The 14,435-nt window shown below is 65.4% G+C and carries 8 protein-coding genes and 2 pseudogenes; 8 read left to right on the forward strand and 2 right to left on the reverse strand.

From position 1 onward, the window contains the following. The first annotated feature begins 120 nt into the window (after positions 1–120). From ftsY to B4N44_RS03065, 8 genes and pseudogenes are all read left to right on the forward strand, one after another. Positions 121–1,410 (forward strand): signal recognition particle-docking protein FtsY, encoded by a 1,290-nt coding sequence (ftsY, locus tag B4N44_RS03030; protein ID WP_296696806.1) that lies wholly within the window; start codon positions 121–123, stop codon positions 1,408–1,410. 12 nt (positions 1,411–1,422) lie between these two features. Continuing rightward, a complete protein-coding gene (gene ftsE / locus B4N44_RS03035) occupies positions 1,423–2,091 on the forward strand; it encodes a cell division ATP-binding protein FtsE (RefSeq protein ID WP_296696808.1) in 669 nt (222 codons plus the stop codon). A gap of 2 nt (positions 2,092–2,093) precedes the next feature. After that, on the forward strand, positions 2,094–3,074 hold the full coding sequence (gene ftsX, locus B4N44_RS03040; RefSeq protein ID WP_296696810.1) for a permease-like cell division protein FtsX: 981 nt from the start codon (positions 2,094–2,096) through the stop codon (positions 3,072–3,074). A 124-nt stretch (positions 3,075–3,198) separates the two neighbouring features. Further along, a complete protein-coding gene (locus B4N44_RS03045) occupies positions 3,199–4,611 on the forward strand; it encodes an SLC13 family permease (protein WP_296696812.1) in 1,413 nt (470 codons plus the stop codon). 50 nt (positions 4,612–4,661) lie between these two features. Continuing rightward, on the forward strand, positions 4,662–6,593 hold the full coding sequence (locus B4N44_RS03050; protein WP_296696814.1) for a sensor histidine kinase: 1,932 nt from the start codon (positions 4,662–4,664) through the stop codon (positions 6,591–6,593). Next, the gene (locus B4N44_RS03055; protein WP_296696816.1) at positions 6,590–7,075 is read left to right on the forward strand and encodes a response regulator; all 486 of its coding nucleotides are present in this window, start codon (positions 6,590–6,592) and stop codon (positions 7,073–7,075) included. Before B4N44_RS03050 ends, B4N44_RS03055 begins: the two co-directional genes overlap by 4 nt. 521 nt (positions 7,076–7,596) lie before the next feature. Then, positions 7,597–8,436, forward strand: coding sequence for an RNA polymerase sigma factor RpoH (gene rpoH, locus B4N44_RS03060; protein WP_296696818.1), 840 nt, complete (start codon positions 7,597–7,599; stop codon positions 8,434–8,436). A gap of 251 nt (positions 8,437–8,687) precedes the next feature. Beyond that, positions 8,688–11,017: pseudogene (locus tag B4N44_RS03065) on the forward strand (YgiQ family radical SAM protein). On the opposite strand, the pseudogene B4N44_RS03070 reads toward B4N44_RS03065, so the two are convergent. Next, positions 10,899–12,098, reverse strand: a pseudogene (locus B4N44_RS03070) (BPSS1780 family membrane protein); the annotation flags it as partial. The pseudogenes B4N44_RS03065 and B4N44_RS03070 overlap by 119 nt on opposite strands. A 222-nt stretch (positions 12,099–12,320) precedes the next feature. Beyond that, complete coding sequence (locus B4N44_RS03075) at positions 12,321–14,282, reverse strand: SEC-C domain-containing protein (RefSeq protein WP_296696822.1); 1,962 nt, start codon at positions 14,280–14,282, stop codon at positions 12,321–12,323. Positions 14,283–14,435: the final 153 nt, after the last annotated feature.

Consider the following 14,435-nt stretch of genomic DNA (forward strand, 5'->3'; position numbering starts at 1 on the left):
AGCATTACGTCCACACGGGCGGAGCGGCCTCTTCTGCGGTCGTGTCGCAGTACCCGTCGAGTACTCGACGGATTGCTCGCCTGCCCCTCGCCGTTTCTCTCCCCCTTCAGGCATGTCGTTATGTTCGGTTTCGGAAAAAAGCACAGGAAAGCCGCGTTGCCGGAGTCGGATCAGTCGGCTGCGGACGAGCCGTCGATCGAATCCGGTCGGTCCGGCGCGTCGGACCCGGCGGCGGTAGCCTCGTCGGCGCAGATCGAGCACCTTGTGTCTCGGGTGCTGCCGGAGCCGATCGGCGGTTTGCCGTTCGTGCCGACGCCGGAGCGGGTCGAATCCGAGCCGCAGTCGAAGCGGGGCGGTTGGTTTCGCTCCAAGCGCCGGGCGGTCGAGGCGGATACGCCGAGCGCGGCTGCGCCGCCGTCTGTCGAGCCGCGCGTCCCCGAGCCCCTTGTTGCTCCCGCCCCGGCTCGCGTTCAGGAAGAGTCGACGGAAAAGAAGTCCGGTGTCTTCTCGCGACTGCGCGAACGCCTGACACGGACTCGCGAGACGCTCGGCGATGGTCTCGGAACGCTCTTCATCGGTCGCAAGCGCATCGACGACGCTCTCATGGAGGAGCTGGAAACCCTGCTGCTCACGGCGGATGTCGGTGTCCCTACGACCGCCCGCATCATGGAGGATCTGGCGAGCCGAGTGAAGCGCAAATCGCTCGCCGATCCTCAGGCATTGCTCCGAGCGCTCAAGGGCGAGCTGCGCGCCGTCCTTCAGGCGGCCGATGCGCCGGTCCGTCAGCCTGCACCCGGTCGCCCCCAGGTGATCCTCATGGTCGGCGTCAACGGCGCGGGCAAGACGACCACGATCGGCAAACTCGCCAAGCGTCTCCAGGAAGAGGGCAACAGCGTCATCCTGGCCGCCGGGGACACCTTCCGCGCGGCCGCGGTCGAGCAGCTCCAGACTTGGGGCGAGCGCAACCGCGTGAGCGTGGTCGCGCAGCAGACCGGGGCGGATTCGGCATCCGTCATCTTCGATGCCCTGCAGGCGGCCACGGCCCGCGGGGCCGATGTGCTGATCGCCGATACGGCCGGTCGGCTGCACACCAAGTCCAACCTAATGGAGGAGCTGGCCAAGGTCGCTCGGGTCATGAAAAAGATCGACCCCGAGGCGCCCCACGAGGTGATGCTGGTCGTGGATGCGACGACCGGTCAGAACGCGCTCAGCCAGGCACTGAATTTCCATCAGGCGGTCGGATTGACCGGGATCACCCTGACGAAGCTCGACGGCACGGCAAAGGGCGGTATCCTCTTCGCGATCGCGGACCGTCTGAAGGTGCCCATTCGTTTCATCGGCGTCGGCGAGACCATCGATGACTTGCGCCCCTTCGACGCCGACGAATTCCTCGATGCCTTGCTGAGCTGAGGAGGCGGAGCCGTGATCTCTTTCGAGCACGTCTTCAAGCGCTATCCGGAGCGCGGCGAGGCCCTGAGCGACCTCAGCTTCGAGATGCAGGCCGGCGAGATGGCCTTCCTCACCGGACACTCGGGCGCCGGCAAGAGCACCTTGCTCCGTTTGATCGGCTTGCTCGAGCGACCGAGTCGCGGCCAGGTCATCGTCAACGGGCGCAATCTCGCCGCCCTGCCCAGACGCAAGATCCCCTATCACCGCCGCGAGGTCGGGATGATCTTCCAGGATCATCGATTGCTCCCTGATCGCAGCGTTTTCGACAATGTCGCCCTGCCGTTGGTCGTCGCCGGACTCGGGCAGCGCGAGATCGGTCGGCGTGTCCGGGCCGCGCTCGATCAGGTGGGTCTGCTCTCGCGCGAGCGGGCCACCCCGGTCGCACTCTCGGGCGGGGAGCAGCAACGCGTCGGCATCGCGCGCGCCGTGGTCGGGCGTCCGCCGCTGGTGTTGGCGGACGAGCCGACGGGAAACCTGGATCCCGACCTCTCGCGCGAGATCTTCGGTCTCTTCGAGCGCTTCCATCAGGTTGGCGTGACCCTCTTGATCGCCACCCATGACCTGAGTCTCGTCATGTCCATGCCGTATCGAACCCTCACCCTCGCCGACGGACGATTGGCCAACGATTCGGGGACCTGTTGAGCATGCCCAAGCCCAAGACGTCCAAGCGCACGCCGCATCGCCGCAGCGGTCCGCGTCTGCTTGACATGCCCGGGCTCTGGGCGAACAGGCATCTGCAGAGCGCGGTCGCGACCCTGGGGCGCCTCATGCATACGCCGCTGCCGACCGGGATGACGATCGCGGTGATCGGGATCTCGCTGGCCTTGCCCGCCGCGCTCTTCGTCGTGACGGAGAACCTGCGCACCATGGCCGGCGGATGGGACCAGGCGGCAGCCATCTCGCTGTTTCTGAAACAGGATGTCGACGACGCCGGGGCCGCACGGTTGGCGGAGCAGTTGCGCGCTCGACCCGAGCTTGCCCAGGTCCATCTGATCAGTCGCGAGCAGGCGCTCAACGAGTTTCGGGCACTCGGCGGATTCGAGGACGCCCTCTCGCAGCTCAAGAGCAACCCCTTGCCGGCGGTCCTGGCGCTTTATCCGCAGGCGGTCTCATCCGCGCCCGAGCGGCTGCAGGCGCTTCACGACGAGCTGATGACCCTGCCCGAAGCGGACTTCGCCCGAATGGATACGCTCTGGCTGCAACGCTTCCAGGCGATCCTCGACTTGGCGCAGCGTGCGGTTCTGCTGCTCGGCGGGCTCTTGGGTCTCGGTGTCTTGTTGATCGTCGGCAACACCATCCGGCTCGAGATCCTGAACCGGCGCATCGAGATCGAGATCATGGAGCTGGTCGGTGCGACCGGGGCCTTCATCCGTCGTCCGTTTCTCTACGCCGGGGCTTGGTACGGCCTGCTCGGCGGTCTGACCGCCTGGTTCCTGGTGACCATCGCTGTCGTCCTGCTCCAGCAGCCCGTCTCGCGTCTGGCGACCCTCTATCGAAGCGAATTTCCGCTCACCGGTCTGGGGCCATTGGCGATGCTGGTGATCCTCTCCGGGAGCATGCTCTTCGGTCTGATCGGCAGCTGGGTCGCCGTGAACCGTCATCTGCGCGGTGCCGAGCCGGGCTAAACCGCATCCGGAGCGGCATGCGCCCTTGTTGGGTTGGATCGGCTAGGGTCGGAACCATGGGTGTCGGAGCTGACGCGGTTTAGATCCGACTTAAATCCCGAATCGAATCAGGACTTTTTTACCCATGTCGACTCCGACGACGCGAGCGCGCGTCAGCTTGCCGCGTCCCACCCCCGTGCAGCGTCTCGGGTTGCTCCTGGGCTCCATCGCCTTCCTGGTGCCGCTCCTGGTCGAGATCCCGGGCTTGGCGCCGGCCGGGCATCGGATGCTGGCGATCTTCCTGCTTGCGATCCTGCTCTGGGTAACGGAGGCGATTCCCCTTTATGCCACGGCGATGCTCGTGATCTTGCTTCAGGTCCTGATGCTCTCGGATCAGGCGCTGTTCGGCGGCGTCGGCCCGTTAACCTCCGCGGCGAGCTATTTCGCGGCCTTGGCGAATCCGGTCATCATCCTCTTTCTCGGTGGTTTCTTGATCGCGGACGGCGCCCATAAATTCGGCTTGGATCGCAACCTTGCGGCCGTGATGCTGCGGCCCTTCGCCGGGAACGCCCGCACCTCGGTGCTCGGACTCATGGCGATCACGGCGCTGCTGTCGATGTTCGTGTCCAACACAGCGACCGCGGCCACCATGTTCGCGGTCGTCATCCCGATCCTGGCCGCGCTGCCGGCCGGACCCGCCCGCACCGGCGTCGCCTTGGCAATTCCGGTCGCAGCGAACGTCGGCGGGATCGGAACCCCGGTGGGCTCTCCACCCAACGCCATCGCGCTGGGCGCCCTGGAGGCATCGGGTCAGGGGGTCTCGTTCATCGGATGGATGCTCCTGGCGGTTCCCCTGATGCTGGTGGTATTGCTCTTTGCCTGGTGGTTTCTGACGCGTCGCTACATCGCCGCGGATACCCCGTTGACGCTCCAGCTCTCGGCCGACTTCGACCGTTCCCCCGCGGCGATCCTCTTCTACCTGATCGCCGGTGCCACGGTGCTGCTCTGGTTGACCGAGCCCTTCCACGGCATCTCATCCTCGACGGTCGGCTTTCTTCCGGTCGTCGCGCTGCTCGCAACCCAGGTCATGGGCGCCGACGACATCCGGCGTCTGCAATGGCCCGTGCTCTGGCTGGTCGCCGGCGGGATCGCGCTGGGTGCCGGGATCGGCAACAGCGGTTTGGATGCCTGGCTGGTCGGTTTGGTGGCCTGGGATGCCCTGCCGTTGACGCTGTTGCTGTTCCTGCTGGTAGGGGTCTCGCTCGGACTCTCGACCGTGATCTCCAACTCGGCCACGGCCAACCTCCTGGTGCCCCTGGCGCTGAGCCTGGCAATCGGGCTGCCGATCGATCCGACCGCGGTCGGCGTGATGGTCGCACTCGCCTGCGCGCTCGCCATGGCCTTGCCGATCTCCACCCCGCCGAACGCGGTCGCCTACGCGACCGGCGAGGTGCAAACGCGCGAAATGGTCGTCAGCGGCATCGTCATCGGTGGCTTCGGTGCGCTCCTGCTGGCACTCGTGATGCCGACAGTGTGGGGAGCCTTGGGTCTGCTATGACCGAGATGGGTCATCGCATGGGAGAGGATGGGCGCGGAAGGGGTCATCGGATGGACGATCTGTTTGTCCTGGTCGTGGCGCCCGAGCCCTTGGCCGCCACGATCGCGGAGGAGACGGCCCGCGGGTTGATCGGCATCGCGGATGTGGCCTGTGCGGCGGATGTCGTGGAGGCCGCCGCCTTGGTGACCGCACATCCTGAGCGCGTCGTCCCGCTGGTCCTCATCACGGCCTTTGCCGAGTCGCCCGAGTCAACGGACGCGCGGATCGCGCTGCTCGACGCGCAGGCGGTCCTGAGCCGGGCGAGCGTCTTGCTGTTGACCGACCGTGCGCTTCACGATGACCTGTCTCTGTCGGTCGACCGCGACCGGTTGCATGCCGTGATGACCTCGCCGTGGTCGCCCGGCATCCTCGCCTGGCACGCGCGGGCTCAAACGGTGCGCTGGCTCAGCTCGCACCGACCGGCCGACCCGCGCACCCGTGCGCTCGTGGCGGCCGACGGTCGCCCGGTGACCCAGCCCGAGAGCGACCTGCTGCGTCTGCTCGAGCTCGACACCCATGAGGTGACGACCCAACTGCTCGCCGGGATCGAACGCGTCCTGGGTCCGCGCCCGCGTCTGCTCCTGCCGGCCGGCACACGCCTGATCCACGAAGGCATCGACGTGGATGCCGTGCTCGTCGTGTTGCGTGGCCGCGTCGCGCTCGACCATGCCTCGGCCGCCGGCGATCTGCGGCTCCACCACGACTCCACCGGGTCGGTCGTCGGCCTGCTGTCGCTGGCACAGCAGCAACGCGCCTTCTTCACCGCGCGTGCGACCACCGAGGTCGAGGTCGTACATCTTTCCTTCGAGCAGCTCGATCGTGCGCTGGCTGTCGAGGCCTCGCTCGGTGCGGCGATGGCGGCGGTCTCCATCCGCGCCTTGGCGAAACGGCTGCGACGTGCCGATCAGCTTCAAGTCGAGAAGACCCAGCTTAACCATGCCCTGGAGCGCGAACGCCGGCAGCTCTCCGAGGCACTGCATCAGCTCGAGCAGGCCCGCTTGGATCTGGTCGAGCAGGCGCGCTACGCCACGCTCGGCGAGATGGCCGCCGGGATCGCCCACGAGCTCAACAACCCGGTCGCGGCCATGCTGCGTGCGACGACATATGTCGGCGAAGATCTGGAGCGCGTGCTCGCGAGCCATCCGCAAGGCCGGCTCGCGAGCGAGATCTTCGCCGCCGAGCGTGACCGCGCGCCGCGCAGCACGCGCGAGGAGCGTGCTGCGCGTCGGCGCCTCGAGGCTGCCCTCGGCGATGTCGGTTTGGCGCAACGTCTGTTCGATGCCGGGATCGAAGATCCCGACCGGGCGCGTACGCTTGCCGCGGATCCGCCGAGCCTCGATCTGGTCGAGGCGGTCGCCGGCATCGGCTCGGCGGTGCGCAACCTCGAACTCGCCTCCCGGCGGATGTGCGAGCTGGTGACCAGCCTGCGCGCTTATGCCCGCCCCAAGGGCGAGCCGGTCGCCGGGATCGATCTGCACGCGGGTCTCGAAGACACGCTGCGTCTCATGGCGCACCGGCTGCGCGATGTCGAGATCGAGCGCAACTACGGCGATCTGCCGCGGATTCGCTGCCACCCGGGCGAGCTCGAGCAGCTTTGGACAAACCTTCTGGTCAACGCCTGCGACGCACTCGGGGAGGGCGCCGACGGACGCGGGCGCATCGCATTGATCACGGATGCACCCGACGCGGCGCATGTGCGTGTGCAGATTCGCGACAACGGGCGCGGGATCGATCCGCAGGTCCTGCCGCGGGTCTTCGAGCCACGTTTTACCACCAAGCAGGGTGCCGTGCGCTACGGGCTCGGGCTCGGGCTCGCCATCGCGCGGCGGATCGTGGATGCTCACGGCGGCAAAATCGAGCTGAACTCGCGCCCCGGCTGCACACGGGTGACTGTGACGCTGCCGGTGGCCGGGCCGCCGGACGAGGAGGACATCGAGACATGAAACTGGCACTGTTGATTCTGGAGGACGAGCGCCCGGTCCGCGAGGCGCTCAGACGCGACCTGGCGTCGTTCGCGCGTCATGTGCGCATCGAGGAGGCCGAGGACGTGCCGACCGCGCTGGAAGTGATCGAGGAGATCGACACGGCAGGCGATCGGCTCGCGCTCGTGATGGTCGATCACCGTTTGCCCGGAACCAGCGGTGTCGACTTTCTGATCGGACTCGCGGACGACGATCGGACCGCAGCCGCGCGCAAGGTCCTGGTGACGGGTCAGGCCGATCAGGAGGATACCATCCGCGCCATCAACGAGGCCGGACTCGACCGCTATGTCGCCAAACCCTGGCAGGCGGATGCCTTGTGCGACATGGTCCGGGACCAACTCACCGCGTTTGTCGTCGCGGCGGGTGTGGATCCCCTGCCTCACCTCGCCGTCCTGGACGCCGAGCGGGCGCTCTCGATCGTGCGTGAACGCGGGGATCTTTGAGCCTAAACCGCGCCCGGTGCGATATGCGTCGTTTGTTGGATTGGCTTGGCCGCGCCAGCTCCGACGACTGTCGCAGCTGGCGCGGTTTAAGATATTAAAAAGATTAAAATTTAAACCGCGTCTCACGGAGATCGAGGATATCCCCAAAGCCAAACACAACCTAAACTCGAGCGACCCTGCCGAGGCGTGAATCACGTCTACGACTTGAACAGGTGCCCGAGATTAAATCCCGTGATTGTTCAGGGTGAAATGGACCCGTCGAGCGTCTCCGAAAAACGTTCTGAAAATCTTAGTTTATTGTATTGATGATCATTTTTTATTCATCAGCGCTGGCGATGGAAATAATCGGAACATACGATCTTGATTTTGACCGCCCCCGTCTTGTCGAATCCAGGAACCTCTCCTAGAGTCTGGTGAACTTTTGTCGCGGTCCGGGCTCCAAAACCCCGCCGAAAGTGCTGGCAAAATCCCGAGCGTACTGCTAGGATATTTTCCAAGGTAAACAACTCAGGTATTGGATCATGGCCAAAGACTTCGCTCTCATGCCGACGGGTACCATCGACTCCTACATCAGCGGCGCCTACCAGATTCCGGTCCTGACCCCGGAAGAAGAGAAGTCGCTCGCGATTGCGCTGCGCGACCATGGCGACATGGACGCGGCCAAGCGGCTTGTGACCTCTCATCTGCGCTTCGTCATCCGCATCGCCCGTGGTTATCTCGGTTACGGGTTGCCGCTTCCGGATCTCATTCAGGAGGGCACGGTGGGCTTAATGAAGGCGGTGCGACGCTTCGAGCCCGACATGGGCGTGCGTCTCGTCTCCTTTGCCGTGCACTGGATTCGGGCGGAGATCCATGAGTACATCCTGCGGAACTGGCGAATCGTGAAGGTCGCGACGACCAAGGCGCAACGTAAACTTTTCTTCAATCTGCGCAGCGCGAAGAAACGTCTGGGCTGGTTCACGAAGGAGGAGGTCGAAGCGGTTGCCGCCGATCTGGGCGTGAAGCCGGAGACCGTCCTGCAGATGGAATCGCGGTTGGCCAATCAGGATCTGTCGTTCGACGGCTTGGAAGACGACGACGACGACTCGCCCTCCGCCCCCTCCACCTACCTGCCCGACATGCGGATGGAGCCCGCCAAGCTGCTCGAGCGCCAGGACACCGAGCGCGACCAACATCAGCGCCTCTACTCCGCGCTGAAAGGTCTAGACGAGCGCAGCAAGACGATCCTGCGCGAGCGCTGGTTGTCGGAGAAGAAGCAAACGCTTCATGAGCTTGCCGAGCAGTTCGGCGTGTCCGCCGAGCGCATTCGCCAGATCGAGAAGAATGCGATGAAGAAGCTCAGGTTACAGCTTGAGGTGTAAGGTGGTCGGGTACCGGGGCCGCGGTGTGCGCTCGTGAACGCCTCCTCGGCTTTATGGCCGGCGAACGGCAACCGAATTTTCTCCCATTCGCACACACCTAAACCAAGGCGGTGGTCACCCTGATCGGTGGCCACCGTTTTTTTGTTTGCCCCTTCCGATGATCCTGGATCCGGCTACTGACCGCTTGTTGATAGAGACAACAGATGGATACGAATGAACATTCCAAGGGCCTTTCAACGGCCGGATCCAGGATGATGACTGCACCCGATATCTTCTCCCACCGCAAGCATTGGGCCTACAAGCTGGGGACCGCCCCGGAGCTGCCCATGTCGCGCGCCGAGATGGATCTGCTCGGCTGGGACAGCTGCGATATCGTGGTCGTGACGGGGGATGCCTACGTCGATCACCCCTCGTTCGGGATGGCGATCATCGGGCGACTGCTCGAGGCGCAGGGCTTTCGTGTCGGCATCATCGCCCAGCCGGACTGGACCTCGGTCGAGGATTTCCGACGTCTCGGACAGCCGAACCTCTTTTTCGGCATCACCGCCGGGAACATGGACTCGATGGTGAATCGCTACACCGCCGATCGGCGTCTGCGCTCGGACGATGCCTACACGCCGGACGGTGCCGCGGGTCGCCGCCCCGACCGTTCGGTGACCGTCTATGCCCAGCGCGCGCGCGAGGCATTCAAGGGCGTGCCCATCGTCATCGGCGGCATCGAGGCGAGCCTGCGACGGATCGCCCACTACGATCATTGGTCCGAGCAGGTCCGCCGCTCCGTCCTGGTGGATGCGAAGGCGGATCTCCTCATCTACGGCAACGCCGAGCGCGCGCTGGTCGAGCTGGCGCATCGCCTGGCGCGCGGAGAGCCGATCGAGCAGATCCGCGATCTGCGCGGGACCGCCTTCATGACCTGGGGTCGGCCGGAGGACTGGTCGGAGATTGATTCGAGCGGGCTCGATCGACCGGGCCGGGTGGATCCGCATCCGGATCCCTACGCGGTCGCCCCGAAGGAGACCGACTCGAACGCCTCCCCGGCGACCTCCGACGGGGAGGCGTTCATCCGATTCCAGCCGCGCCCGCAACGCACGGATCGGACCCGCACGGTGGTGCGTCTGCCCTCGTTCGCACAGGTCCGCGAAGACCCGGTGCTCTACGCCCATGCCTCGCGTGTCTTCCATCTGGAGACCAATCCGGGGAACGCGCGTGCAATGGTCCAGGCCCACGGCGATCGCGATGTCTGGCTCAATCCGCCGCCGATCCCGCTGACCACCGCCGAGCTCGACCGCGTCTACGAGCTGCCCTACAGCCGCCGCCCCCATTCGAGCTACGGCGAGGCGCGCATCCCGGCCTGGGAGATGATCCGCTTCTCGGTGAATATCATGCGCGGCTGTTTCGGCGGCTGTACCTTCTGCTCGATCACGGAGCATGAGGGCCGCATCATCCAGAGCCGCTCGCACGANNGGCCGCATCATCCAGAGCCGCTCGGAGGAGTCCATCCTGCGCGAACTCGAGGAGATCCGCGACCGCACCCCGGGCTTCACGGGCACCATCTCGGATCTCGGCGGACCGACCGCCAACATGTACCGGCTCGCCTGCAAGGATCCGCGCATCGAGTCGTCTTGTCGGCGTCCGTCCTGTGTCTACCCGGACGTCTGTCCGAACCTCAACACCGATCACGCCCCGCTGATCCGGCTTTATCGGCGCGCGCGCGCCACCCCCGGCATCAAGCGCGTCCTGATCGCCTCCGGGCTGCGCTACGACCTGGCTGTGCGCTCGCCCGAGTATATCCGCGAGTTGGTCACACACCACGTCGGCGGCTATCTCAAGATCGCACCCGAGCATACCGAGGCCGGACCGCTCAGCAAGATGATGAAGCCCGGCATCGGGACCTACGACCGCTTCAAGGAGCTGTTCGACCGCTATTCGCGCGAGGCGGGCAAGGAGCAGTACCTCATCCCCTATTTCATCGCCGCCCATCCGGGTACGAGCGACGAGGACATGCTCAACCTCGCGCTCTGGCTCAAGCGCAACGGTTTCCGTCCCGACCAGGTCCAGGGGTTTCTGCCGACACCGATGGCGACCGCCTCGGCGATGTATTACTCGGGTCGCAACCCGTTGAAAAAGGTCACGCGTGATTCGGAGCGAGTCCCCGTGGTGCGCAAACAGCGCCAGCGGCGTCTGCACAAGGCATTCCTGCGCTACCACGATCCGGAGAACTGGCCGCTGTTGCGCGAAGCCCTGAAGGAGATGGGCCGTTCCGAGCTGATCGGCAACGGCAAGCGTCACCTGGTGCCGTCCTTTCAACCCATCGGTACGGGACTGTCGCCGGAAGGGCGCCGCAGCCCTGTTCGCTCCGGTCGCTCGGCCGTGCGAAATCGCCGACCGGCGAAGACTCAAGCATAGAAGATATCCCGATAGGCCGTATAGATCGCGATGCTCAGGAGGGGCACGACAACGAGGAGCCCGAGCATCAGCGGCAGGGAGCCGAGGATCACCAGCACCATCGCGACCAGCCCGTAGATCAGGAAGGGCAGGATGTTCTTCAGGCAGCCCGAAAAGCTCAGCCCGAACGCCTTGAACACCGGGATCTGATCGAGTGCCACCAGGCTCGGGGCGAAAAACATGGCCATCGCGAGCGGGACACCCAGCAGCATCGCCACCAAGACGGGCAGGAGGACGATCGGGTTGGCGAGGAAGAGGCCGATGTCGTTCGGATCCATCGTCGAGGGATCCATGCTGCTCCCCATGGACGCGAACACCGCTGCGAACAGCAGTCCCGTGATAAGCGCGATGCCGAGCGCAAGCAGCAGATAGACCAGACCCACCAAGGCGAGCGGTCCCGGGCTCTGCGACACACCCGCAAAGAGGTGACTGATCTCGAAGCGACCCTCCCGAGACTGCTGGTGTGCGCCGATGACGAGGCCCGCGCTCAGCATCGGCGCGAGGATGGTCACGGCCAAACCGCCGACCAGGGGCACGATGCTGACTAGGATCAGGATGATGTAAAACAGCACCACTGCACCGATCCAGGCGCCCGGCTGTGCCTTGAACAGCTTCCACGCCTCGGTGATCCACAGCCAACCGTGTCCGACCGGCCGCGATTGAGGTGCCTGCAGCGCGTCCTCTTCAGGCTCGGCCCGAGGCGGTGTCAAATCGGCTCGCGACGGTGCAAAGGGGTTGTCGACCCGGTTTGGCGGGCGTGGTGGACGCCTCCCGCGGTTGGCAAGGTCGCGCTCCACGACCACGCCGCAGGCCTGGCAGATGCCGGTAAGCTCGGAGACGGCGTCGGCACCACACTTCGGACAGCGTGACTGACCCCCTTCGGAACCATCTTCGAGTCTTGTGTCGGCCTGACGCGTGTTGTGGGACCGGGACGATGCCTCGGCGCCGAAATGCAGGGGTGTCGGCTGGGCAGGCGCCGCGTCCGGTCGGCCCTCGACGGTTGCCGGTGCAGTGTTTGTCGCGGATTCGGGTTCGATGGCGACCTTCAGGCCGATGCCCTTCAGGGCATCCCGACAGCGCTGCGCGTCGCCGTTCGTCAAACTGTGCTTCAAGACTCGGCCGGGTCCGCCGAGGATGAGATCCCGCGCGGTGTCTTCCTGAAGCTTGAACTTGGCCGCCAGCCGCGGCACCACCTCCTGCAATGCATGACCGGGCATGAGTTCGCCGGCGTAGAGGATCCGATAGCGTCCTTCCACCGCGGTTCTCCTGAGAAAGGCAATGATACGGGCGCGGCTCGGTCAAACAATGTCCAACAGACCGCCGCACGGACAAGAGACGATCTGCCCAAATGCTTCATCTAAATCGCGTCCAGAGCGAGATGCTCGCTTTCGAGCGAGCTCGACGTTTGCTGCATCTGCGGCCCTTAGCCGGGACGCGGTTTAAGCGGTCAGGCGTCTCAGCCAGGCGAGTATGCCCGGCTCGGCCGCCCAGACGTCGCGCATCGCCTCGCGGTACATCCACGCCTGGTCGTCGCCGCCCGGGAGGGTGTCGGGCGGGGTGAAGCGCGGACGTTTGATGCGCTTGCGGGTCAGATACTGCGGGATCCTCGGCAAGCGGTTGACGGCGGTCGTCAGCACCAGGCGCGCCCTGTCCTGCCGCCCGAGGCGGTAAAGTGCCAGTACCTCCCCGTAGGCGAGATCCGCCAGTCCATCATTCGGAAAGCGTCGGGCCAACGCCAGCGCGAGCTCGTCCTTGCCGTCACGCAAATAGTGATTCATGAGTTCCGCGCGCACCCCGTGGTTGTCCCGAGGGTTGAGCCGCAGCAGGGTTTCGAGCGTCCGTGCCGCACCCTTCGGCTCGTCTTCGTCGATCTGGCAGAGATACTGTCTGAAGAGCAACCGCAACGCCGGGCGATTGGGGGGCGCAGACCAGGGAATATGTTGCGGCGCATCGGCGGGTAGCGCCTGATCCAGGATGCTCCGCGCGCGCTCGAGGAGCGGACGCAACAGGAGATGGGAGATCCATGGCAATGCGCTCTCGGGATGCAGGTAGAGGGCGGTGGCGAGATCGTCCAGCACTTCCAGACTGTCGGCGAGCGCGGGGTTCGCCTGCAGGTGATCGAGCCAATCGGGGGTCGACCAAAGGTCGACGTCCTCGTCGGGAACGAGCCGGGTGGACGCTGGTTTTGCCCGGGGAAAGACCGACTTCCAATCCGTGTCGAGTTGACGCACCGCCGCCGGGGCAAGCAGTCGCGCCGGGCTGGGGCCGTATCGCGACAGGTCTAGGTCCGTGTCCTCGTCGGCTCCGCCCGGCACCGGGGCATCGAGGTCGTCGAACAGCGCGAGCTGACCCGGCAGCCACCCGGGTGCATGGACAGTCAGCGGTTCCAGTCGATAAACGGGCAACGGACGTGACTGAATCAGGGTGATCCAGTCGTGAAGATCGAGCAGGACCGGATCCAGTGCATCCGAGTGGCTGTCCACGAGCGCTTCTTGCGGATCCTCGACGGCACGGTTGAGAAAATCCAAGACACCGGGATGGGTGAACCCGATCTGACGAAATCGGAAGAGCCAGAAGCGTGCGCGCTCACGGGCGATCCAATCCTTGTGTTGGGCCGCAAGGAGCGTGATCTCGAGGATCGCCGTGCCGGGATTGTCCGGGTCGCTGCGCAAGGCGGCCGTGAAGGCGGCATCGGCGGTCGCGAAATCGCCGTCGTCGATCGCCATGGTGCAGCGCCGCTGCCAGGCGGCGGCCCGCAAGGCCCGACTGCCCTCGGCGCAGATCCGCGCGAGGAACGTCTCCTTCTTGCGCCGATGGCCGAGGCGATCGTAGGCATCGCAGAGGATGTCGATCGACGGCTCGAACTCACCGTCCAGATCCTCGAGCGATCCCGCAAACAGGGGTTCCAGGAGCGCCGCCGCGCGCTTGGGACGATCCTGCGTGAGCCAGCGATCGGCGATGCGTGCAAGGAGTGGCTCGGGAACCGCGTGCAGGTCGAGCGCTTCGCGCAGCCCGTGCTCGGGCAGCTCGTCGAGCAGGATCTCCCAGACCAGATCGCTCGACAGCTCCGGCACCTCGTCGATGGCGCCGCAGCACTCGCCGTAAGAGTTTCCCGAACCGCAGGAGCAGGGTTCCTCGGGAGGGTGAGGCGTCATCAATCGTGTCTGGAAGGCGTAGGTCGGCTGCGGGGTCGCGTTCCAGATTGCCGTGCCGAGGAGGTTGGCGAGGCGTCGCCGCTCGACCCCGTCGAGCTCGCTCCCGGACAAACCGAGCATCTCCGGGAGATGCGCGCGCGCCCAGTCGAGGAAGCTATCGGGATCAGGGGCGAGCAGAATCTGTCGCACTGAACGCTGAATCACCTCTTCGAAGCGTTCGGTATCGGCCATGTCGTGGTCCAGCATCGCGATCTCCTCCGTCGGATGGAGGCAGTTTGGGGATGCGCCCGCCGGGGTTGAAGCGGTCTCGCGGCGGATCCTGCATCATTTGATTGTAAACCCTCAAGGGCCGGCTGTGTCGATGACCTGAAACAGCGGGTGCGACCGAAACTGATGCGC

Source organism: Thiocapsa sp. UBA6158 (assembly GCF_002423035.1).
In the GTDB taxonomy this organism is placed as follows: Bacteria; Pseudomonadota; Gammaproteobacteria; order Chromatiales; family Chromatiaceae; genus Thiocapsa.

Bases quoted from the DNA above. Each gene is read 5' to 3' on its own strand.
- ftsX (WP_296696810.1), top strand. From the start codon at position 2,094: ATGCCCAAGCCCAAGACGTCCAAGCGCACGCCGCATCGCCGCAGCGGT.
- ftsY (WP_296696806.1), top strand. From the start codon at position 121: ATGTTCGGTTTCGGAAAAAAGCACAGGAAAGCCGCGTTGCCGGAGTCG.
- B4N44_RS03050 (WP_296696814.1), top strand. From the start codon at position 4,662: ATGGACGATCTGTTTGTCCTGGTCGTGGCGCCCGAGCCCTTGGCCGCC.
- B4N44_RS03045 (WP_296696812.1), top strand. From the start codon at position 3,199: ATGTCGACTCCGACGACGCGAGCGCGCGTCAGCTTGCCGCGTCCCACC.
- rpoH (WP_296696818.1), top strand. From the start codon at position 7,597: ATGGCCAAAGACTTCGCTCTCATGCCGACGGGTACCATCGACTCCTAC.
- B4N44_RS03055 (WP_296696816.1), top strand. From the start codon at position 6,590: ATGAAACTGGCACTGTTGATTCTGGAGGACGAGCGCCCGGTCCGCGAG.
- B4N44_RS03075 (WP_296696822.1), bottom strand. From the start codon at position 14,282: ATGCTGGACCACGACATGGCCGATACCGAACGCTTCGAAGAGGTGATT.